General features: G+C 73.7%; 22 protein-coding genes. 14 read left to right on the top strand and 8 right to left on the bottom strand.

Annotated features, from left to right (window positions below; translation table 11 throughout):
* Positions 1–177 precede the first annotated feature (177 nt).
* The 9 genes from AC067J_RS18570 (at position 178) to AC067J_RS18530 (ending at position 4,295) form a co-directional block, all read left to right on the top strand.
* Entirely contained in the window at positions 178–408 is a 231-nt protein-coding gene (locus AC067J_RS18570) for a hypothetical protein (protein WP_478300434.1), read from the top strand.
* Positions 409–462: 54 nt separating this feature from the next.
* Positions 463–633 carry a hypothetical protein gene (locus tag AC067J_RS18565; RefSeq protein WP_478300432.1) on the top strand — a complete coding sequence of 57 codons (171 nt, stop codon included), beginning with the start codon at positions 463–465 and terminating at the stop codon, positions 631–633.
* Positions 630–932, top strand: coding sequence for a hypothetical protein (locus tag AC067J_RS18560; protein WP_478300430.1), 303 nt, complete (start codon positions 630–632; stop codon positions 930–932). Before AC067J_RS18565 ends, AC067J_RS18560 begins: the two co-directional genes overlap by 4 nt.
* Before the next feature lie 6 nt (positions 933–938).
* Complete coding sequence (locus AC067J_RS18555; protein ID WP_478300428.1) at positions 939–1,088, top strand: hypothetical protein; 150 nt, start codon at positions 939–941, stop codon at positions 1,086–1,088.
* Between the two features lie 134 nt (positions 1,089–1,222).
* Positions 1,223–1,393 (top strand): hypothetical protein, encoded by a 171-nt coding sequence (locus AC067J_RS18550; RefSeq protein WP_478300426.1) that lies wholly within the window; start codon positions 1,223–1,225, stop codon positions 1,391–1,393.
* 115 nt (positions 1,394–1,508) lie between these two features.
* The gene (locus AC067J_RS18545) at positions 1,509–2,435 is read left to right on the top strand and encodes a hypothetical protein (RefSeq protein ID WP_478300425.1); all 927 of its coding nucleotides are present in this window, start codon (positions 1,509–1,511) and stop codon (positions 2,433–2,435) included.
* Positions 2,436–2,469: 34 nt separating this feature from the next.
* A complete protein-coding gene (locus tag AC067J_RS18540; protein ID WP_478300423.1) occupies positions 2,470–3,723 on the top strand; it encodes a tetratricopeptide repeat protein in 1,254 nt (417 codons plus the stop codon).
* A 49-nt stretch (positions 3,724–3,772) separates the two neighbouring features.
* Positions 3,773–3,958: a hypothetical protein gene (locus tag AC067J_RS18535; RefSeq protein WP_478300421.1), complete on the top strand. Its 186-nt coding sequence runs from the start codon at positions 3,773–3,775 to the stop codon at positions 3,956–3,958.
* A gap of 109 nt (positions 3,959–4,067) precedes the next feature.
* Positions 4,068–4,295, top strand: coding sequence for a hypothetical protein (locus AC067J_RS18530; RefSeq protein WP_478300420.1), 228 nt, complete (start codon positions 4,068–4,070; stop codon positions 4,293–4,295).
* A gap of 76 nt (positions 4,296–4,371) precedes the next feature.
* On the opposite strand, the gene AC067J_RS18525 is transcribed toward AC067J_RS18530, so the two are convergent.
* The 6 genes from AC067J_RS18525 to AC067J_RS18500 form a co-directional block, all read right to left on the bottom strand.
* Entirely contained in the window at positions 4,372–4,608 is a 237-nt protein-coding gene (locus AC067J_RS18525) for an HAD domain-containing protein (protein WP_478300419.1), read from the bottom strand.
* A 100-nt stretch (positions 4,609–4,708) separates the two neighbouring features.
* The gene (locus tag AC067J_RS18520; RefSeq protein WP_478300417.1) at positions 4,709–6,031 is read right to left on the bottom strand and encodes an MFS transporter; all 1,323 of its coding nucleotides are present in this window, start codon (positions 6,029–6,031) and stop codon (positions 4,709–4,711) included.
* 61 nt (positions 6,032–6,092) lie between these two features.
* A complete protein-coding gene (locus AC067J_RS18515; protein ID WP_478300415.1) occupies positions 6,093–6,794 on the bottom strand; it encodes a dienelactone hydrolase family protein in 702 nt (233 codons plus the stop codon).
* Between the two features lie 53 nt (positions 6,795–6,847).
* Positions 6,848–8,260: a sugar porter family MFS transporter gene (locus AC067J_RS18510; RefSeq protein ID WP_478300413.1), complete on the bottom strand. Its 1,413-nt coding sequence runs from the start codon at positions 8,258–8,260 to the stop codon at positions 6,848–6,850.
* A gap of 219 nt (positions 8,261–8,479) precedes the next feature.
* Positions 8,480–9,112: an FMN-binding negative transcriptional regulator gene (locus AC067J_RS18505; protein WP_478300411.1), complete on the bottom strand. Its 633-nt coding sequence runs from the start codon at positions 9,110–9,112 to the stop codon at positions 8,480–8,482.
* Positions 9,113–9,126: 14 nt separating this feature from the next.
* Positions 9,127–9,798, bottom strand: a complete 672-nt coding sequence (locus tag AC067J_RS18500; RefSeq protein ID WP_478300409.1) for a pyridoxamine 5'-phosphate oxidase family protein — start codon at positions 9,796–9,798, stop codon at positions 9,127–9,129.
* Positions 9,799–9,832: 34 nt separating this feature from the next.
* Between AC067J_RS18500 and AC067J_RS18495 the strand changes: the two genes are divergently transcribed.
* Together AC067J_RS18495 and AC067J_RS18490 are read left to right on the top strand one after the other, a co-directional pair.
* A complete protein-coding gene (locus tag AC067J_RS18495; protein WP_478300407.1) occupies positions 9,833–11,170 on the top strand; it encodes an aminotransferase class I/II-fold pyridoxal phosphate-dependent enzyme in 1,338 nt (445 codons plus the stop codon).
* Between the two features lie 156 nt (positions 11,171–11,326).
* The gene (locus AC067J_RS18490; protein WP_478300405.1) at positions 11,327–12,547 is read left to right on the top strand and encodes a GDSL-type esterase/lipase family protein; all 1,221 of its coding nucleotides are present in this window, start codon (positions 11,327–11,329) and stop codon (positions 12,545–12,547) included.
* Positions 12,548–12,665: 118 nt separating this feature from the next.
* Here AC067J_RS18490 and AC067J_RS18485 read toward each other — a convergent pair whose 3' ends face one another.
* Complete coding sequence (locus AC067J_RS18485; protein ID WP_478300403.1) at positions 12,666–14,024, bottom strand: NAD(P)/FAD-dependent oxidoreductase; 1,359 nt, start codon at positions 14,022–14,024, stop codon at positions 12,666–12,668.
* 273 nt (positions 14,025–14,297) lie between these two features.
* Between AC067J_RS18485 and AC067J_RS18480 the strand changes: the two genes are divergently transcribed.
* From AC067J_RS18480 to AC067J_RS18470, 3 genes are all read left to right on the top strand, one after another.
* Complete coding sequence (locus AC067J_RS18480; RefSeq protein WP_478300402.1) at positions 14,298–15,053, top strand: HipA family kinase; 756 nt, start codon at positions 14,298–14,300, stop codon at positions 15,051–15,053.
* Positions 15,050–15,466, top strand: coding sequence for a DUF3037 domain-containing protein (locus tag AC067J_RS18475; protein WP_478300400.1), 417 nt, complete (start codon positions 15,050–15,052; stop codon positions 15,464–15,466). Before AC067J_RS18480 ends, AC067J_RS18475 begins: the two co-directional genes overlap by 4 nt.
* A gap of 85 nt (positions 15,467–15,551) precedes the next feature.
* Positions 15,552–16,001, top strand: coding sequence for a MarR family winged helix-turn-helix transcriptional regulator (locus AC067J_RS18470; RefSeq protein WP_478300398.1), 450 nt, complete (start codon positions 15,552–15,554; stop codon positions 15,999–16,001).
* Here AC067J_RS18470 and AC067J_RS18465 read toward each other — a convergent pair.
* Positions 15,979–18,339 carry a HelD family protein gene (locus tag AC067J_RS18465; RefSeq protein WP_478300396.1) on the bottom strand — a complete coding sequence of 787 codons (2,361 nt, stop codon included), beginning with the start codon at positions 18,337–18,339 and terminating at the stop codon, positions 15,979–15,981. The two genes, AC067J_RS18470 and AC067J_RS18465, sit on opposite strands and share 23 nt — an antisense overlap.
* Positions 18,340–18,342 lie beyond the last annotated feature (3 nt).

Raw genomic sequence — 18,342 nt, 5'->3', positions numbered from 1 at the left:
CGTGACCGGCCCCTCGAAGCACGAACTCAACCAGCCCCCGGCAGGCTGGAGCCCGCTGGCCGACTACAGGGCTGCGAACCCCGTCGGCCGCGCTCCTTCGGTGGGATCACTGATACAGCGCGATGCCGTGCTCGCCTTCTGCCTCTGCCGGGACTGCAAGGCCCGTAGAACGGCAGCGTGACCACCGTGCAGGCCCCCGGTCAGCGGATGGAGCCGCCGCCGCTGTGCCCGGCTTGCTTCCTCCAGACGTCGTACGACTCCCCGGCCCCCTCCGATGACACCTGGGGCTGCGACATCTGCGGGCGCTTCGGCTTCCTCCTGTTGGCCGACCACATCAGGACTCACCCGGGCGAGGACGCGGTGGTCGTGGTCGGCGTCGACCACCACCGCACCGGCCGCGCGGCCTGAGAAGCAACCAGCACCACCACACCGCACGCCCCGACCTGATGGAGAGGCGCAACTGTGAACAGTGTGATCCAGGGAGACCCGGTTCGGCACCGGACGGACCGCTGGACGGGCATCGTCGCCGAGACCCCGAGCCCGCTCGCCAACCACGTCTGGGTGAACCCGGACAGCTCCAGCGACCCCTACCCGCAGATGGTCCTGCTGACCGACTTGGAGCCCGCGGAGTGAGCACCCCAGCGCTGCCCGTCCGCGTGACCGCGCCGCTGCCCGTCCGCGCGAGCACCCCGCCGCCGGCCCCGGTCCGGATCGTGGGCGAGGGGGTGGTCGCGGACCGCCCCGACGGCTACCGGCAGGGGACCTGCTGGGTGTGCCACCGGGAGACGCTGGTCTGCGTCGGCACCACGCTCCAGGCCCCCGGCGACAACGAGGCCACCTGTCACGCGATCTGCGACGACTGCATTGCCCGCGCCCGCAGGCCCCGTCGCCGCGCCGCGCTGCGTGCCGCGCTCGACAAGCGCCCGGCGTAGGCCGCCGTGGACGACGGACAGGAGGAGTACCGCGAGGCCGCCGACCGGACCGCTCGGGGGATTCCGACGCCGCTGCCGGTCGCCATCGCGCAGACGGTTGCGCTGGTCCTGCTGGCGGTCGTGGCCACCGCGCTCATCGCCTCCGGCCGCTACTGACCGTCGACTCGCGCCCCCGGGCGCCCCATGAACTCCCGGCCCGACGGAGATGTCTTCTGCCGGGCCGGGCGGCACCACTGCACTACTGCTCGCCCGCATCCGGGCAAGTAGAGCCAACCCGATTGGAGAGGCACATGAGCACCGCCACCCTCAACCCCGGTGACCCGGAGGTCACCCACCTGACCCGCCGCCTGGACCACAGCGTCCCCGACGGCGACTTCGCCCCGGTGGTCACCCACCTGACCCGCCGCCTGGACCACAAGGTCCCCGACGGCGACTTCGCCCCGGTGGTCACCGAGGTCTGAGAGCAGTCTCCCAACTGATGCCGGTTAGTTGACGGCATGGGCGGGCCGGCGAGGGGCGTCCTCCTCGTCGGCCCGCCGCGCCCGGCCGCACATCCCCGATCAAGGAGAATCCGCTTTGAAGTCCGCCATCGCCGACCGCGTCCCCGCTGGCTCCTTCTTCGACCTCGACCGCAAGGACCCGGACCTGATCCGGCTGCGCGAGCAGGGCGCGGAGATGGCGCTCCCGTTCGCGCTGATGGAGCGCCTGGTGAAGTCCGGCACTCCCTACGCGGATCACGCCCGCTCCCTGCGCACCGAACCCGTGACCGTGGCCGGGGCGGCCTTCGACTGGTTCGACGCCGAGCTGTCCGCCGAGATCGCCAGCGAGATCAACCTGACGAACTACGAGATCGCCGAGCACACCGACGAGCGCCGGGCGGCCCTCACCAGTGCCTTCGCCCACCTCGCCCTGGTGCACCCCGAGGGGTTCGACCGCCTCCGCGAGTTCGTCCGTGGACTCCTGTGGGTGAGTCTCAAGCCCGACGTCCGCGTCTCCTCGCTGACCAGCTCCAGCGACCCCGCGCTCCCGTACGTCATCGTGTTCTCCGACAAGGCGACGCACCACATCCCGCCGAACACCGTCAGTGAGCAGCCCTCCCACCTCTACCTGGCGGAGAACCTGCTGCACGAGGGCACCCACCAGTCGATCAGCTTCCACGTCCTCCAGCACCAGGTCTTCGCCGACGGGTACGCCTCCCAGACCTCCCCCAAGATCGAGATCCGGTGGCGGGCGGGCCAGGGCGAGGACCGTAACCAGCACTGGGAGATCGACCGCGCCTTCCACGCGACCTGCGTCTACAACCAGGTCCTCCGCTTCCGCCAGACTGAACTGCGTCGCAACGACCTCACGCCGGCCGAGCGCGCGAACTTCCAGCGCGCCTACGACGAGGGCCTGCCGGCCGTGCGCTACCTCATGCGCGAACTCGAACTCCTCACCGAGCACTTCACCCCGCACGGCCGGGAGCTGCTGGCCGACCTCCGCCACCAGACCGACCACCTGTAGTGCCACGCTGAGCACCCCGAACGAAGGAGGTCACGTGCTGGACAACCTCATCATCCAGGACGAGAACCTGCGGATGGTCCCGACCGACCGAAGCGAGCTTGCCGCCGCAGTCGGCCGACTCCACGAGGAACTGCGGACCCTGCCCAAGGGAAGCGACCCCGCCCGAACCCGACTCCTGACCCGCTGGATCGGCATCGGCCAGCTGACCCTGGGCAACCACGACGAGGCCCTGACGTCCCTCCGGCAGTCGCTCGACCTCGCCGCGGCCCTCGGCAACACCCACGCCGTCATCGCCACGGGGCTCAACCTCGGTGACGCACACCGCTACGCCGGAGACGCCCAAGGCGCGGACGCGCTCTACCGCAGCGCTCTGCGCACCGCCCGCGACCAGCATCCGGAGCTGGTCGACTTCGCGCTCCAGCACACCGGCAAGCACCTGATGGAGAGCGGCGACCTCGCAGAGGCCCAGGCCCACCTGCAAGAAGCCCTGCGCCTGCGGATCGCCAAGGGGGACACCGAACTGGTCGGGTCCACGCAGGCCGCACTCGAAAGGGTGGAACTGCTGCTCCGCCAGGGCGGCCCCTCGGCACTCGGCCCCGCCGACGCCGGCCAGTGGAGCCGCCAGTGGACCACCTGGCTCCAGTCCCGCAGCACAACCCGAACGCCGCCCCGTTGGGCCCAGGACTTCCCGGCGCTGCGGGACGCCGTGGCCGGGTTGGCCACGTACCAACGGGTGTACCCGCGCCACCTGCGCCACCAGCGCGACCAGTCCCTCCCCTCAGCGCTGCTCGCCGCCATGACGGAGGAGGCCGAGAAGGCCATCTCCACCGACGGGTACCTTCACAACGGAAAGTGGAACGCCGCCGTCGGCGATGCCGCGAACAACTTCGCCGAACAGGTAGACCTCGCCGCCGTCGTAGCGCGCTCCACGGGGCTGGAGGTCGAACAGCCTCACACCGCCGTCTACATCGGGTATCGGGAGGAAGGGCAGTTCCTCGACTTCCACGTGGACGAGCCGGGCTTCGGCGAAGCCAACCTGATCCTCTGCCTCCGGCACGAGCGCCCCACCGGGGCCCACGGGGTCAGCGCCACCGTCTTCATCAACACCGACGGCTACCTCGAATGCGCGCTCGCCCCGGGCGACTGCGTCGTCTTCGACGGCGCCCTCACTCCGCACGGCCGCACGCCCCTCAGCCCAGGGGAGAGCGTCACCCTCATCTCCTTCGGTTTCCGCGCGCGCGACCAGGCCCTGCGCACGATCACAAACCTCCCCCCGGTACCGGCGTAGAGCTGCTGTTCCCTGCCGGCCAACCGCACCCCGCACCCCGGAGCACCCCATGGAACGCGCAGCCCTGATCGCTGCCCTGGTGATCTACCTGTTCACCAGCGTCCGCTGGTACCGCCGCCCCCGCGAGGAGGACGACTTCCCGAAGCTTCTCCACGCTCGGGTGACGGAGAAGCGGACCGTCGAAATCTGGCGCAGGGGCCTGCACCTCGACATCCGGGTCTTCGATCGCCACTGACCAACTCGAAACCCCGTCGCCCTCAAACCCCAGCCGCGGGTGCGCCCCCGCCCTGTAGCTGCCCCCGCAGCCGCAGGGCGGGGGTTCTCTCAACCTGGAGGACGCGCCCATGTGGGCCAGCACCGAGCCCGACCGGCAGCACATGCTCAAGAACCTTGTGATCGCCGCCCTGCCCGCCATCGCCCGCCGCTATGACTCGGGTGTGGGCCTTCGGGTCATCAGCACGATGTACGACTGCGATCCGGACTGGCTCCGCGACCAGATGCTCAAGGCAGGCCACCGCATCCGACCCCAGGACGAGGCCAGCGCCATGCGCCCCGCGTCCCCGCTGCCCTGAACCCCGATACAGCTTTCGGGCCGGAAGACGATTCCCTAACCCTTGCTGGAAGCGGCCACGATAGGGTTGTGGCCCCTTACACCTCAGCCCGTTTCCGCAGGTAGGGAACAAGGTGCAAGGTCAGTGCGTTCTCCCAGGTGGTGGCCCACACCAGTTCGTAGCTGCCGGCGAGCTCGCGCAGCCAGGTGCCGTGCCGGGCGGAGAGCAGCACGGTGTAGCCGAGCAGGGTGTGCGCGTCGAAGTCGGCCCCGGGGCCGGGGCAGACCGGGTTGAGCACTCCGTCGACGTCCAGGAACAGCAGTGGCTTCGGCATCGGGCGCCCCCCAGGTCTCACTCGTCGTCACCTGGTCGGACGAGCCCCGCCTTCCGGTGGTTGCCCATCGGAGGGCGCACGCGGGGGCGCATGGGGTGCGTCAGCGGGTGGGAGCCGGCTCCGCGCGCGGGGCGGCCGGATCATCGGCTGCGGTGACGGCTGCGGTGGCGGCGCTGTCGGCCGCGGTGGCGGCCGGGCGCCTGGAGAGCCGGCGGACCTGCGGCTCCAGCAGGACGGCCGCGCTGAGGAGGAAGGAGAGCACGGCGCAGGCCCAGAGCGCGCCGGAGAGGCCGAGCAGCGCGGCGGCGGGCCCGGCCAGTGCGGTGCCGAGCGGCGCCAGCGAGAGCGAGCCGAGCTCGTCGTAGGCGGCGACCCGGGAGAACGCCTCGGCCGGGATCTCCTGCTGGAGCGCGATCATCCAGTTGACGCCGAAGACGGTGACCCCGACGCCGGAGAGGAACATCGTCGCCGCCAGCACCGGCAGCGGGGCGGACAGCGCCAGGGCCGGCGCGGGGGCGCCGAACAGGAAGACGCCCCAGTTGCCGACCAGCAGGATCCGGCGCGGCTGCCAGCGCGCCATCAGCACGCCGGTGGCGACCAGGCCGACGCCGTAGGCCGCCATCGCGAGCCCCCAGTCGCTCGCCCCGCCGAGCCGTTCCTTCGCGACGATGGGCCCGTACACCGCCTCGACCGCGCTGACGCAGGCGACCAGGACCGAGAACTGCAGCACGATCACCCAGAGCCAGCGGCGGGAGGCGAACTCCCGCCAGCCCTCGCGCAGGTCGCGCAGCATCCCGCCGCCCGCGGCCGCCGCCACCGGCGGCACCGTCTCCAGGAGGAACCGCAGCGCCGCGGCGACCAGGAAGCAGCCGGCGTCCAGGGCGAGCACCCAGCCGGGGCCGACCACGGCGGTCAGCGCGCCGCCGAGCGCGGCGCCGCCGATCTGGGCGGCGTTGAGGCCCATCCGGTACACCGAGAAGGCCCGGGCGGCGTGCTCCGGTGCGACGCTCTCCAGGACCATGCCCCCGGACGCGGGGGAGTAGAACGCGTAGCCGGCGCCGCCGCCGGCGGAGAGCAGCATCAGCTGCCAGAGCGGAGCCTGACCGGCCAGCACGACCGCGGCGAGGGCCGCCTGCGCGACGGCGCTGAAGAGGTTGGCGCCGACCATGACGTGGTGGCGCGGCAGGCGGTCGGCGACGGCGCCGCCGAGCACCAGCAGCAGCACGGTGGGCAACAGCCGGGCGGCGGTGACGTAGCCGACCTCGGCGGTGGAGCCGCCGCCCTCCAGGACGGCGAACGCGGTGGCGATCGGGGCTCCGGCGTTGCCGAGGCCGCCGATCACGGTGGCGGCGGTCTGGATCCTGAAGTTGCGGCTCGCCCAGGCGAACCGGCGGTGTGGCGCGGGTGGGGGTTGGCTCTGCACCCGGTGACTATGCCGGGGGAGCGGACAGCTGTCCAGGGAGTTTCGGGCCTTACCGGGCGGGTCAGCCGAGGTGGCCCCAGAGGAAGGTGAGGGTGCGCTGCCAGGCCGTCCGGGCCTGCAGGGGGTCGTAGGTGCCGAGCAGGTTCTCCTCGTTCATGAAGGCGTGCCCGGCCGGGTAGAAGTGGATCTCCGGCCGGATGTCGGTGGCCTCGCCGATCCGGGTCGCCGCCTCGTCCACGGCCGTCATCGGGATCGACCGGTCGTGCTCGCCGAAGTGGCCGAGGACGTGTGCGGTCAGGCCCCGGTACTCGAAGTCCGGGTCGGGCGGCAGGCCGTAGAACGGCACCGCGGCGGCCACCCGGTCGCCCTCGGCGGCGGCCAGCAGCAGGGCGAACCCGCCGCCCATGCAGAAGCCGACCACCCCGACCGCGTCGCCGACCACGCCGTCCAGGCCGAGCAGGTGGTCGACCGCGCCGCGGAGGTCCCGGACGGCCTGCTCGACCGGCAGTTCGCGCTTGAGCCGGGCCGCCTCGGCGCTGTCGTGGGTGGTGGCACCGCCGAAGAGGTCAGGCGCCAGGACGGTGAAGCCCTCGGCGGCGAACCGGTCGGCGACCCCGGCCAGGTACGGGGTGAGCCCCCACCACTCCTGGACCACCACCAGGCCGGGGCCGAGGCCCTGCGGCGGGCGGGCCAGGTACCCGTGGGCCTGGCGGCCGTTGCTCGGGAAGACGGTGTTCTGCCGGGAGCCGCGCTGGTCGGGCATGGCTTCCTCTCGGGGACGGGCCGCGCGCGGCGGCGTGGACGTCGGCGCGGTGCTCAGCCCATCTCCTCCAGGGCGCGGCCCTTGGTCTCCTTGATGCAGAAGGCCACGAACGGGATGGAGAGCAGGGCGAAGACCGCGTAGATGACGTACGTCGCCGACAGGTTCCAGTCGGCGAGGTCGGGGAAGCTGACGGTGATCGCCCAGTTGGCGATCCACTGGGCGGAGGCGGCGACGGACAGGGCGAGCGCGCGGATCCGGTTCGGGAACATCTCGCCGAGCAGCACCCAGACCACCACGCCCCAGGAGAAGGCGAAGCAGAGCACGAAGACGTGCGCGGCGACCAGCGCGACCGTGGCGTGGGCGTCGTCCAGGGTGGCGGAGTCGCCGGTGCCCTCCCGGAACGAGAACGCCCAGGCCGCGGTGGCCAGCGCGACGGCCATGCCGGCCGAGCCGGCCAGGGCGAGCGGCTTGCGGCCGATCCGGTCGACCAGGGCCATCGCGATCACCGTGCCGATGACGTTGACGATCGAGGTGGAGAGGCTGATCAGCAGCGAGTTGGACTCGTTGATGCCGACCGACTGCCAGAGGAAGGAGGAGTAGTAGAAGATCACGTTGATGCCGACGAACTGCTGGAAGACCGAGGCGCCGATGCCGACCCAGACGATCGGCAGCAGGCCGAACCGGCCGCCCAGCAGGTCCTTCAGCCGGGGCTTGTGGCTGGACTCCAGGACGGCGCGGATCTCCGCGACCCGGGCGTCCAGGTCGACGTCCTCGCCCTCGACCTCCAGCAGCACCTCGCGGGCCTGCGCCTCCCGGTGGTCGGCGATCAGGTAGCGCGGGGACTCCGGGATGGCCAGCGCCATCACCCCGTAGACGATCGCCGGGATCGCCTCCACGCCGAGCATCCACTGCCAGGCCTGGACGCCGCCCAGGTGGCCGGTGGACTCGCCGCCGGCCGCCTGGTTGAGCGCCCAGTTGGCGAGCTGGGAGACGGTGATGCCGAGCACGATCGCCATCTGCTGGAAGGAGGCCAGCCGGCCGCGGTAGGCGGTCGGCGCGACCTCGGCGATGTAGGTCGGCGCGATGACGGAGGCGATGCCGATCGCCACGCCGCCGACCACCCGCCAGGCGGCCAGCACCTCGATGCTCGGCGGGAACATCGAGCCGATGCCGCTGATCGCGAAGAGGACGGCGGCCAGCAGCATGGTGCGGACCCGGCCGAGGTGGTCGGCCAGCCGGCCGGCCGCCACCGCGCCGGCCGCGGAACCGAGCAGGGCGATGGCCACCACGAAGGCGGTCTCGCCGTTGCCCACGTCGAAGTGCTTCTGGATGCCCGTCACGGCGCCGTTGATCACCGCGCTGTCGTAGCCGAACAGGAAGCCGCCCATCGCGGCGGCGGCGGAGATGAAGACGACGTGTCCGAGGTGGGCCTCACCGGAGGCCGGGTGGGTGTGGGTACTGGACACGTGCGCTCCCCGGTGGACGGCCCGCCCCACGGCCGAGCGGGCAGGATTCGTGTCACATTCGACCAGCGGTGGTCGGGTTCCGCCCGAATTCGGGCTGATCGGGTGACTTGGCGTCAGCCCGGCTACCCCGGGGCCCGGGTTCCATGCGGGTGCCGGGGTGCCGGGGTGCCGGGGGTGGGGTGCCGGGGGTGGGGTGGGAGCGGGGGCGTCGTGGCCGGACTACGGCCGGGGCGCCTGGCGGCGGGCGTTGCGGCGCAGCAGCTGCGCGCGGGTGCCCGCGTCCAGGCCGCGTCCGCGTTCGGCGAGGCGGTCGGCCAGCGCGTACTGCTCGTCCGCCGGCTTCTTGTCGTCGAACTTGAACTTGGCGCGGACCTCGCGCACCGTCAGCCGCAGCCCGCGCAGGCCCGGGAGGAGCCGGCCGAACGCGGTGTCACCGGTGACCACCCGGGTGTCCGGGGTCTCGGGCTGGAAGTGCGCCAGCTGGCGGTTGAGGATCTCCGCCTTGCCGGCCGCGTCCTCGACGATCTCGGCGGTGGCGTGGAACTGGACCGAGGCGTAGTAGCTGGTCGGCGTGCCGGGATCGCCGCGCCAGTGGCCGGGGGCGAAGGCGTAGTCGTCGGTGACCGCGAGGGTGACCTCCGGGTCGTCCCGGACGGCGGCCAGCAGCGGGTTGGGGGCGGCGAGGTGGAGCAGGATCTCGCCGCGCCCGGCGTCCAGCAGGAAGTGGGTGGGGACGAGGACGGGACCCCGGCCCGGCCCGCCGTTGGCGGCGAGCAGGCCGAAGTCGCGCCCCTCGGCGAGCCAGGCCTGCCATTCGGCCTCGTCGCCGCGGTCCCAGGAGCGGATCAGCATCGGTGCGCCTCCCGTCAGGCCGTCAGGTCGCGGAGGTTGGCGGGGAGCGGCACGGTGGTGGAGGCGTCCGGCTCCGGGGTGCCGTAGCCGCTGGTGACCGGGACGATGCCGGCCCAGTGGGGCAGGTCGACGTCCTCGGGGTCGTCGTCGGCGAGGTCGGCGCGGGTCTTGGCGGAGACCTCGTCGAGGTCGAGGCGGATCACGGCGGTGGCGGCGAGCTCCTTGGCGTTGGCCGGGCGGACCTCGGCGGAGCGGCCGGGGACGACCTGGTCGACCAGCGCGTCGAGGGCGACCGTCAGCTCCTCGGGGTCGGTGACCTGGTGGGCGGTGCCGTGGGCGACCACCGAGCGGAAGTTGACCGAGTGGTTGAACGCCGACTTGGTCAGCACCAGCGCGTCGACCAGGGTGACGGTGACGCAGACCGGCAGGCCCTGGTCGCCCCGGGCGCCGCGCAGCGGGCGGCTGCCGGTGGAGCCGTGCACGTAGAGTCGGTCCCCTACCCGGGCGTGGATGGTGGGCAGCACGACCGGGGCGCCGTCGGCGACGAAGCCGAGGTGGCAGAGGTAGGTGGCGTCGAGGATGGCGTGGATCGCCTCCCGCTCCCAGGTGGCACGGTCCTTGTAGCGGGTGGGAGTGGTGCGCGGGGTCCGGGGGTAGGACGCTTCGCCGTCCGGTATGGTCGACATGACAACCTCTATGTACTAGTGCATAATCTGTTTTGTGCTAGGAGACTATCGGATCACCGGTCGGCGTGCCAGCGAAATCGCGGCCGATGTCGAGCAGGGCGTCAGCAGCGGCCACCTGGCCCCCGGCACGGCGCTGCCGCCGCTGCGCGACCTCGCCGCCGAACTCGGCGTCAACCCCAACACCGTGGCCGCCGCCTACCGGCTGCTCCGCGACCGGGGCGTGATCGAGACCGCCGGCCGCCGGGGCAGCCGGATCCGCCCCCGCCCCGCCCACACCCCGCGCGACCAGCTCCGACTGCCCGTCCCGCCGAACGCCCGGGACCTCTCCAACGGCAACCCCGACCCGGCGCTGCTGCCCGACCTCACCCCGGCACTCGCGGCCGCCGCCGAGGCGGCCCGCCGGCACCCGGTGCGCTACGGGCACCCGGCCGCCGACACCGGTCTGCTCGCGCTGGCCGGGGCGGCCTTCGCCGCCGACGGCCTGCCGGCCGGGCCGATCGCCGTCGCCTCCGGCTCCCTCGACACCATCGAGCGGATCCTGGCCACCCGGCTGCGCCCCGGTGACGCCGTCGCCGTCGAGGACCCGGGGTGGGGGAGCCTGCTCGACCTGCTGCCCGCGCTCGGCCTGCGGGCCGCGCCGGTCCGGCTCGACGACGCGGGCCCGCTGCCCGAGGCACTGGCCGGCGCGCTGGCCGACGGTGCCCGGGCCGTGGTGGTGACCAGCCGGGCGCAGAACCCCACCGGGGCGGCGCTCACCGCCGGCCGGGCGGCCGAGCTGCGTGCCGTGCTGGCCGATCACCCGGACGTCCTGCTGATCGAGGACGACCACGGCCACGGCATCGTCGACCAGCCCTACCACCCGCTGGCCGGCGCCGGTTCGGCGCACTGGGCGGTGGTCCGTTCGGCGGCCAAGGCCTACGGGCCGGACCTGCGGCTCTCGGTCGCGGTCGGGGACGAGGACACCATCGGCCGGGTGCTCGGGCGGCAGCGGCTCGGGGCGGGCTGGGTCAGTCATCTGCTCCAGTGCACCGTGGCCGAGCTGTGGCGCACCGACGCGGCACCGGCCGGGCGGACCGCCGACGCCTACCGGGCGCGCCGGGACGCGCTGATCGGCGGCCTGGCCGCGCACGGGATCGCGGCGCACGGCGCGAGCGGGCTCAACGTCTGGGTGCCGGTGCCGGACGAGACCACCGCACTGGCCTCCCTCGTCCAGCGGGGCTGGGTCGTGGCGCCCGGCGCCCGGTACCGGCTGCAGTCCCCGCCCGGGCTGCGGATCACCGTCGCGGAGCTCGACCCGGCGCAGGCGCGGCAACTGGCCGACGACCTGGCCGCCGTCCTCGGGACGGGCGGTGCCGGTTCGCGACTGATCTGAACCGGTCGGTAACCCAAAGAGAAATCCGGTGCAGATACCTAGCGGTAACAAGCGCGAGCATGTCATCTTCGTCGCGCCACCGGCCGGCGGCCTACCCTCACCTCCGAGTCTCCCCGTCCCCACCATGCGGGCGAGACCGACCGCAGGAGTTCCGCCGTGCCCGAAAACTGTTCGAGCATCATCCGCAGGACCACCTCCTGGCGAGGACGGCTGTTCACCGCCGCCCTCGCACTCCCGCTGGCCACCGCTCTGGCGACCGCCGGACTGGTCACCGGCACCGCGGCGCCCGCCCGGGCCGCCGACGCCGCCGAAACCGCCGTCCCCACCGGGCCGACCGCCAGCGTCACCCTCGGCGACAGCTACATCTCCGGCGAGGCCGGCCGCTGGAAGGGCAACTCCGTTGCCGCCGGCGGCGCCCGGGCCGGTACCGACCGCGCCTGGACCGGCAGCGCGGCCGACCCGGCCAAGGTCTACGGGGCCACCTACGCGAGCGGGTGCGACCGCTCGGACGTGGCCGAGGTGCGCAGCGCGCCGACCGTCGCCCAGGTGCAGATCAACCTTGCCTGTTCGGGCGCCGTCGCCGAGAACGTCTTCCGCGCCGCCAGCGGCGGCCGGTCGTTCAAGGGTGAGGCCCCGCAGGCCGACCAACTCGCCGCCGTGGCGAGGCAGTACGCCGTCAAGCTGGTCACGCTGTCGGTCGGCGGCAACGACCTCGGCTTCGCCGACGTGATCGAGGCCTGCGTCGCGGACTACCTCGTCTGGTACTCCTATTGCTCTGATGACCAGCAGGGCGAGGTCGACGCCCGGATGCCGGCGGCGATGGCCGGGGTCGGCAAGGCGGTGGACGAGATCCGCGCCGTGATGGCGGGCGCCGGGTACGCGGCCGGCGACTACCGGATCGTGCTCCAGTCCTACCCCTCGCCGATCCCCCGGGCCGCCGAGATCCGCTACCCGGAGAGCGGCTGGAGCCGCTCGGACACCGGCGGCTGCCCGCTCTGGAACGGTGACGCGGACTGGGCGCGGGACTCGCTCGTCCCGCAGATCTCCCGGTCGCTGGCCGGTGTCGCGGCCGCCAAGGGCGTGCAGTTCCTCGACCTGGCCGACATGCTGCAGGGGCGCGAGGTCTGCTCGAAGGCCACCCGGCAGGCCACCTCGACCAGCGCGCCGTCCGCCACCACCAGTGAGTGGGCGCGGTTCCTGGACGGCGGGCTCAACGCCTCGCAGGGCACCATCCAGGAGTCGCTGCACCCGAACTACTACGGGCAGTTGGCGCTCGGGCGCTGCCTGACGCTGCTGTTCGGGAAGCCGGGCGGCAACTGGGCGTGCCGCAACACGGCGGGGCAGGACACCAACGGGATGTACCTGACCGCGAAGTAGCGCGCGCCGAAGGCGCGGTTCCCGCGGAGGGCACCGCACCGGTGCCCGCTGCCGGTGTCCCCTCCCCGTGGTCGTCGGGGGAGGGGGCACCGGTGCGGGGGCTTCGGGCGGGCCGGGGTCAGCCCTTGGCCAGCAGGGCCTGGGCGTGCGCCTTCACCTGATCCTTCGTCAGGTAGGCGTCGGTGTACTCGAAGTCGCGCAGCCGGGCGGGCTGGCGGGCCAGGAAGCCGGTGCGGACGAAGTCGTCGCCGGCGGTCGCGTTGAGCAGCCAGTTGGCGCCGACCCGGAACTTGGCGGCGTTGGTGCGCATCGCCATCAGGTGGTACCCGCGCGCCACCACCTGGGCCGGCACGCCGCGCAGCTCCACGCCGACCGGCTTGGAGACGGCGTCCTTGCCGCCGAGGTCCACGACCAGGCCCAAGTCCTTGTGGTAGTAAGGCTCCAGGGGCTGGTTGCGGAGCGCGGCGATCACGTTGCCGGCCACCGCCCGGCCCTGGCGGGCCGAGTGCTGGGCGGTCGGCGGGCAGACCGCGCCGTCGCCCTTGGCGAGGTCGGGCACGGCGGCCGCGTCGCCGAGCGCGAACACGCCCTCGAACTGCGGTACGCGCATCTCCGCCGTCACCGCGATCCGGCCCCGGACCGTCTCGGCGTCGAGGGTGCCGATCAGCGGGCTGGCCGCGACGCCCGCCGTCCAGATCAGTGTCCGGCAGGGCAGCACCCGGCCGTCGGTGAACTTGACCGACTCGGCGCCGACCTCGGCCACCGAGACGCCCAGCGACACCTCGATGCCGCGTCCGCGCAGCACCTCCAGGGCGGCGGTGCCGAGTGCGTCGCCGAGTTCGGGCATCAGCTTCGGGGCGATGTCGATCAGGTGCCACTTGATCTGCCGGGCGTCCAGCCGCGGGTAGCGGAGGGCGGCCGCGGTGGTGAGCCGCTGCAGGCAGGCGGCGGTCTCGGTGCCGGCGTAGCCGCCGCCGACCACCACGAACTGGAGCCGGGACTCGCGCTCCTTCTGGTCCAGGGTGGCCGAGGCGAGGTCGAGTTGGGCGATCACGTGGTCCCGGACGTAGGTCGCCTCGGCGAGCGTCTTCATCCCGCGCGCGTAGTCGGTCAGGCCGGGGATGTCGAAGGTGCGGGTGACGCTGCCGGGGGCGAGGACCAGGTAGTCGTACGTCAGCGCCACCACCTCGTCGGTGATCTTGCGGACCACGCACACCTTGGAGCCCGGGTCGACGCCGATCGCGCCGCCGGGGACGATGTGGGTGCGCCGCAGCGTCCGGCGCAGCGAGACGGCCACCGACTGCGGGGTGAGCACGCCGGCCGCCACGTGCGGCAGCAGCGGCAGGTACAGCTGATAGCTGAACGGTGTGACCAGGGAGATCTCGGCCTCCGAGGGAGAGAGCTTGCGCTCCAGGCGGCGCGCGCACTCCAGCCCGGCGAAGCCGCCGCCCACGATCAGGATCCGGGGTCGTTCCATCGTGCGTCCCTCACAGTGCAGGTCGTTCAGTCACGGTGCCGGTCGAATGGAGGTGCAGGTCGCGCGTCCGTGCATGCGGTGCGGGTGGTGCATGTGGTGCGGTGGTGCACAGGCGGTGCACAGGCGGTGCACGGGGGTGCCGGGCAGGCGTCTGCCCCGACTACTGTCCGCCACACTCGCACGGAGCAGCACGGGCTGCCACCGGGGCGACCCGGCCGGGCGAGCGGGCCGACCGACACCCGCCCCGTGCATATGCCCGATAGGCTGTGCGCCGTGCTCCCCGAGGTGACGGCGGTCCGATACGTGACGCCACTGCGAGAAGGCGGCTCGATGCCGGGCCTGGTCGAGGCCGACGACCGGCGGCTCTACGCGCTGAAGTGGGTCGGCGCGGCGCAGGGCCGCAAGGCGCTGGTCGCGGAGGTGCTGGCCGGCGAGCTCGGCCGGCGGCTCGGCCTGCCGGTGCCCGAACTGGTCGCCGTCGACCTGGATCCGGTCCTGGCCCGCAGCGAGCCGGACCCGCAGATCCAGGACCAGATGCGGGCCAGCGGCGGGGTCAACCTCGGCATGGCCTTCGTCAGCGGCGCGCTCAACTTCGACCCGCTGTGCTTCGAGGTGGACTCCGGACTGGCCGGACAGGTGCTCTGGTTCGACGCGCTGATCGGCAACGTCGACCGCTCCTGGCGCAACCCCAACCTGCTCGTGGCCACCGGCGGACTGCGGCTGATCGACCACGGCGCCAGCCTGATCTTCCACCACCACTGGCCCGGCGCCCCCGCCTGGATCCGCCGTGCGTACGACGCCTCCGACCACGCGCTGCTGCGCGCCGAGCCGGACCTGCGCGCGGCCGACAAGGTGCTCGCCCCGCTGGCGGAGACGGCGATCGCGGAGGCGGTCGCGCAGATCCCCGACGTCTGGCTGGTGGACGAGCCCGGGTTCGACTCGCCCGAGGCGGTGCGCGCCGCGTACCGCACCCAGCTGACCGAGCGACTGGCCGGTCCGCGCGACTGGCTGCCGGAGGTGTCCGCATGACCGAGCCGATCCGGTCGGCGCTGCCGGCCGTCGCCGAACTGCACGACTACGAGTACGCGGTGATCCGGGCGGTGCCCCGGGTGGAGCGCGGCGAGTGCGTCAACGTCGGGGTGCTGCTGTACTGCCGGCAGAGCTCGCACCTGGCGGCGCGGACGCACCTGGACCAGGCGCGGCTGCTGGCGCTGGACCCGGTGGCCGACGTGTCCGGGGTGCGGCGGGCGCTGCACGGGATCGAGGCGGTCTGCCAGGGCGGGCCGCAGGCCGGTCCGGCGGCGGCGGACAGCCCGGGGCAGCGGTTCCGCTGGCTGACCGCGCCGCGCAGCGCGGTGGTCCAGCCGGGGCCCGTGCACACCGGGCTGACCGCGGACCCGGAGGCCGAGCTCCGCCGGCTCTTCGACCAGCTGGTGCTCTGAACGGGAGGGGCCGGCGGTACGGTCGCCGGATCTTTGCCGTGCTCAAATCTTGAGTTACTGAAGCACTCGGTCGTACCCTGACCTCATGGGTTCGACAGCGACGACGACCGTACCGACCAACGCCCAGCTGATGGAGGCGCTGGCCGCCGTCGGCGCCGCGTACTTCCAGGACTTCGCGGCCGCCGCGGCCCGGCACGGTCTCTCCTCCTCTCAGGCCAAGGCGCTCGGCGCCGTCCAGGAGCCGGTGCCGATGCGCGCCCTGGCCGGCCGCCTCGGCTGTGACGCCTCCAACGTGACCGGGATCGTCGACCGCCTGGAGTCGCTGGGCCTGGCCCACCGCGAGGCGGCGGCCGGCGACCGGCGGGTCAAGATCGTCGTCATCACCGAGCAGGGCCGGGAGATCCTGGGGCTGATCCGGGGCGAGATGGCGCGGACCCACCAGGCCATCGAGACCATGAACGACGACCAGCGGGTGGCGCTGCACTCGATCTGCCTCCAGGTCCTCCCGGTGCTCAGCGGCCGGACGGCTCCGTAGGGGCCTCCGCTGCTGCGGGGCCTGCGGGGCCTGCGGGGCCTGCGGGGCCTGCGGGGCCTGCAGGGCCTGTGGGGGTTGCCGGGCCTGCCGTTCGCGCGGACAGCTCCGCCGCGAGCGGGGCCGGCAGCGGGCCGTGGTGGAGCAGGGTCAGCAGCCGGGCGGCCCGGGTGAGCGCGACGTACAGGTCCGACGCGCCCTGGGAGAGCAGCCCGGCCGGGTCGACCAGCACCACCGTGTCGAACTCCAGGCCCTTGCAGGCCCGCACGGTCAGGGCGCCGAGGCCGGCGGCCAGGGCGTCCGGCGCGATCACCCCGAGGCTGCCGGACGTCGCGGGCAGGCGGGCGAGGGCGGCGGCGTAGTCGCCGTCCGGCACGGGAACCGCGCGCGGGCGGTCGGCGGTGGCCCGGACGGACTCGGGCGGCTGCCGGGCCGGGTCGTGCGCCCGCAGGACGGCGGCGGCCAGGGCCATGACCGCCGCCGGGGTGCGGTAGTTGACCGTGAGCCGCTCCTCGCGCCAGCGGCCGGGCAGTTCGCGGTCCAGCATCCCGGCCCAGGAGCGGGCACCGGCCGGCGAACCGGTCTGGGCGAGGTCGCCGACCATGGTCAGCGAACGGGTCGGCACCCGGCGCATGACGGCCCGCCAGGCCATCGCGGACAGTTCCTGCGCCTCGTCGACCACCACGTGCCCGTACGCCCAGGTGCGGTCGGCGGCGGCGCGTTCGGCGGTGGTGCGGTACGGGCCGGCGTCGCGGAACCGCTCGGCGAGCAGGTCGGCGTCCAGGGTGACGTCGTCCAGCTGGCCGGTGACGGTGAGCACGCCCTGGGCGTAGTGCAGGTCCTCGGCACGAGCCCGCTCGGCGGCGCGGGTCCGGGCGCGGGTCACCGCGGGGTCCTCGCCGAGGAGTTCGGCGGCCTCGTCGAGCAGCGGGACGTCCCCGGTGGTCCACTCCGAACCCGGTGGGCGGAGCAGTGCCCGCCGCTCGGCGGCCGAGAGGCCGGGGGCGGCGCGGGCCAGCAGGGCGGCGTCGGAGAGCAGCCGGTCGATCAGCCGGTGCGGGGTCAGGACCGGCCAGAGGGCGTCGAGTTGCGTGCGCACCCCGGGCTGCGCCCAGAGCTCGCGCGGCGCGTGGCGGGCCTCCTCCTCGTCGTACGGGCGGCCGAGCGTGAGCGCCTGCTCGACGGCGAGGGCGTCGAGCAGGGTGCGCAGGAAGAACGCCCGGGCGCGGTTGTGCGGCAGGCGCAGCCCCCGGGCGGCCTCCCGGGCCCGGGCGCAGACCCGGCGGGGCAGCCGCAGGTGCTCGGCCGGGGCGAGATCCCCTTCCGGTAGCAACTGGTGTGCGGCGACGGCGCGTTCGACCACCTCCGCCATCCACGGGCCGCCCTTGGCCACGGCGGTGTCGGGGGCGTCCTCGGTGGTGGCCCGGACGCCGGGGAACAGCTCGCCGACGGTGCGGAGCACCACCTCGGTCTCGCCGAGTGCGGGCAGCACCTGGTCGATGTAGCGCAGGAAGGCCGGGTTCGGTCCGATCACCAGGATGCCGCGGCGCTCCAGCACCGTGCGGTGCGTGTACAGCAGGTAGGCGGCGCGGTGCAGCGCGGTGACGGTCTTGCCGGTGCCGGGCCCGCCCTGGACGACCAGGGCGCCGGGCAGCGGCGCGCGGATCACCCGGTCCTGCTCGGTCTGGATGGTGGCGACCACCGTGCCCATCCGGCCCGTGCGCTCGCGGTCGAGCGCCGCGAGCAGCGCGGCCTCACCGACGAGGGCGCGCCGGTCGTCCTCGCGGAGGGCGGCCAGGTCGAGCGCCTCGTCGTCCAGCCCGGTCAGGGTGCGGCCGTCGGTGTGCAGGTGGCGGCGGCGGACCACGTCGCCGGGCCGGGCCGGGGAGGCGGTGTAGAACGGGCGGGCGGCGGGGGCGCGCCAGTCGAGGAGCAGCGGCTCGTAGTCGTCGTCGGTGAGGCCGATCCGGCCGACGTAGCGGGCGGTGCCGTCGCGGTGGTCGAGGCGGCCGAAGCAGAGGCCGCGTTCGACGGCGTCGAGCCGGGCGGCGTGGCGGGCGGCTTCGGCGGTGCGGAGCTCGCGCTCCAGCCGGGCCTGGTGGGTGCCGCCCGGGCCGGCCCCGGTGCCCGCTGCGGCCAGGGCGCGGCGGGCGCGGTCGCGGGCTGCGTCCAGGTGGGCGTAGAGGGCGGTGAGGCGGGCCTGTTCGGCGCTCAGGGCGGCGGCCTCGGTGTGGTGGGCCTGCGGGGGGTGGGCCTGCGGGGGGTGGGCGGTGCGCTCGGGGGACGGGGAGGGGAGAGCCGCCGGGGACGGGGTGGTGGGAACCGCTGGAGATCCGCTCATCGC

Source organism: Kitasatospora sp. NPDC042419, assembly GCF_056437345.1.
The sequence above is the reverse complement of the archived record's forward strand: the minus strand, read 5'-3'. Positions and strand labels throughout refer to the sequence as shown.

What these genes read in the sequence shown, in the direction of transcription:
- AC067J_RS18550 (WP_478300426.1), top strand. Translation starts at nt 1,223, where the DNA reads ATGAGCACCGCCACCCTCAACCCCGGTGACCCGGAGGTCACCCACCTG.
- AC067J_RS18505 (WP_478300411.1), bottom strand. Translation starts at nt 9,112, where the DNA reads ATGCTGATCCGCTCCTGGGACCGCGGCGACGAGGCCGAATGGCAGGCC.
- AC067J_RS18515 (WP_478300415.1), bottom strand. Translation starts at nt 6,794, where the DNA reads ATGCCCGACCAGCGCGGCTCCCGGCAGAACACCGTCTTCCCGAGCAAC.
- AC067J_RS18530 (WP_478300420.1), top strand. Translation starts at nt 4,068, where the DNA reads ATGTGGGCCAGCACCGAGCCCGACCGGCAGCACATGCTCAAGAACCTT.
- AC067J_RS18485 (WP_478300403.1), bottom strand. Translation starts at nt 14,024, where the DNA reads ATGGAACGACCCCGGATCCTGATCGTGGGCGGCGGCTTCGCCGGGCTG.
- AC067J_RS18535 (WP_478300421.1), top strand. Translation starts at nt 3,773, where the DNA reads ATGGAACGCGCAGCCCTGATCGCTGCCCTGGTGATCTACCTGTTCACC.
- AC067J_RS18475 (WP_478300400.1), top strand. Translation starts at nt 15,050, where the DNA reads ATGACCGAGCCGATCCGGTCGGCGCTGCCGGCCGTCGCCGAACTGCAC.
- AC067J_RS18500 (WP_478300409.1), bottom strand. Translation starts at nt 9,798, where the DNA reads ATGTCGACCATACCGGACGGCGAAGCGTCCTACCCCCGGACCCCGCGC.
- AC067J_RS18525 (WP_478300419.1), bottom strand. Translation starts at nt 4,608, where the DNA reads ATGCCGAAGCCACTGCTGTTCCTGGACGTCGACGGAGTGCTCAACCCG.
- AC067J_RS18465 (WP_478300396.1), bottom strand. Translation starts at nt 18,339, where the DNA reads ATGAGCGGATCTCCAGCGGTTCCCACCACCCCGTCCCCGGCGGCTCTC.
- AC067J_RS18470 (WP_478300398.1), top strand. Translation starts at nt 15,552, where the DNA reads ATGGGTTCGACAGCGACGACGACCGTACCGACCAACGCCCAGCTGATG.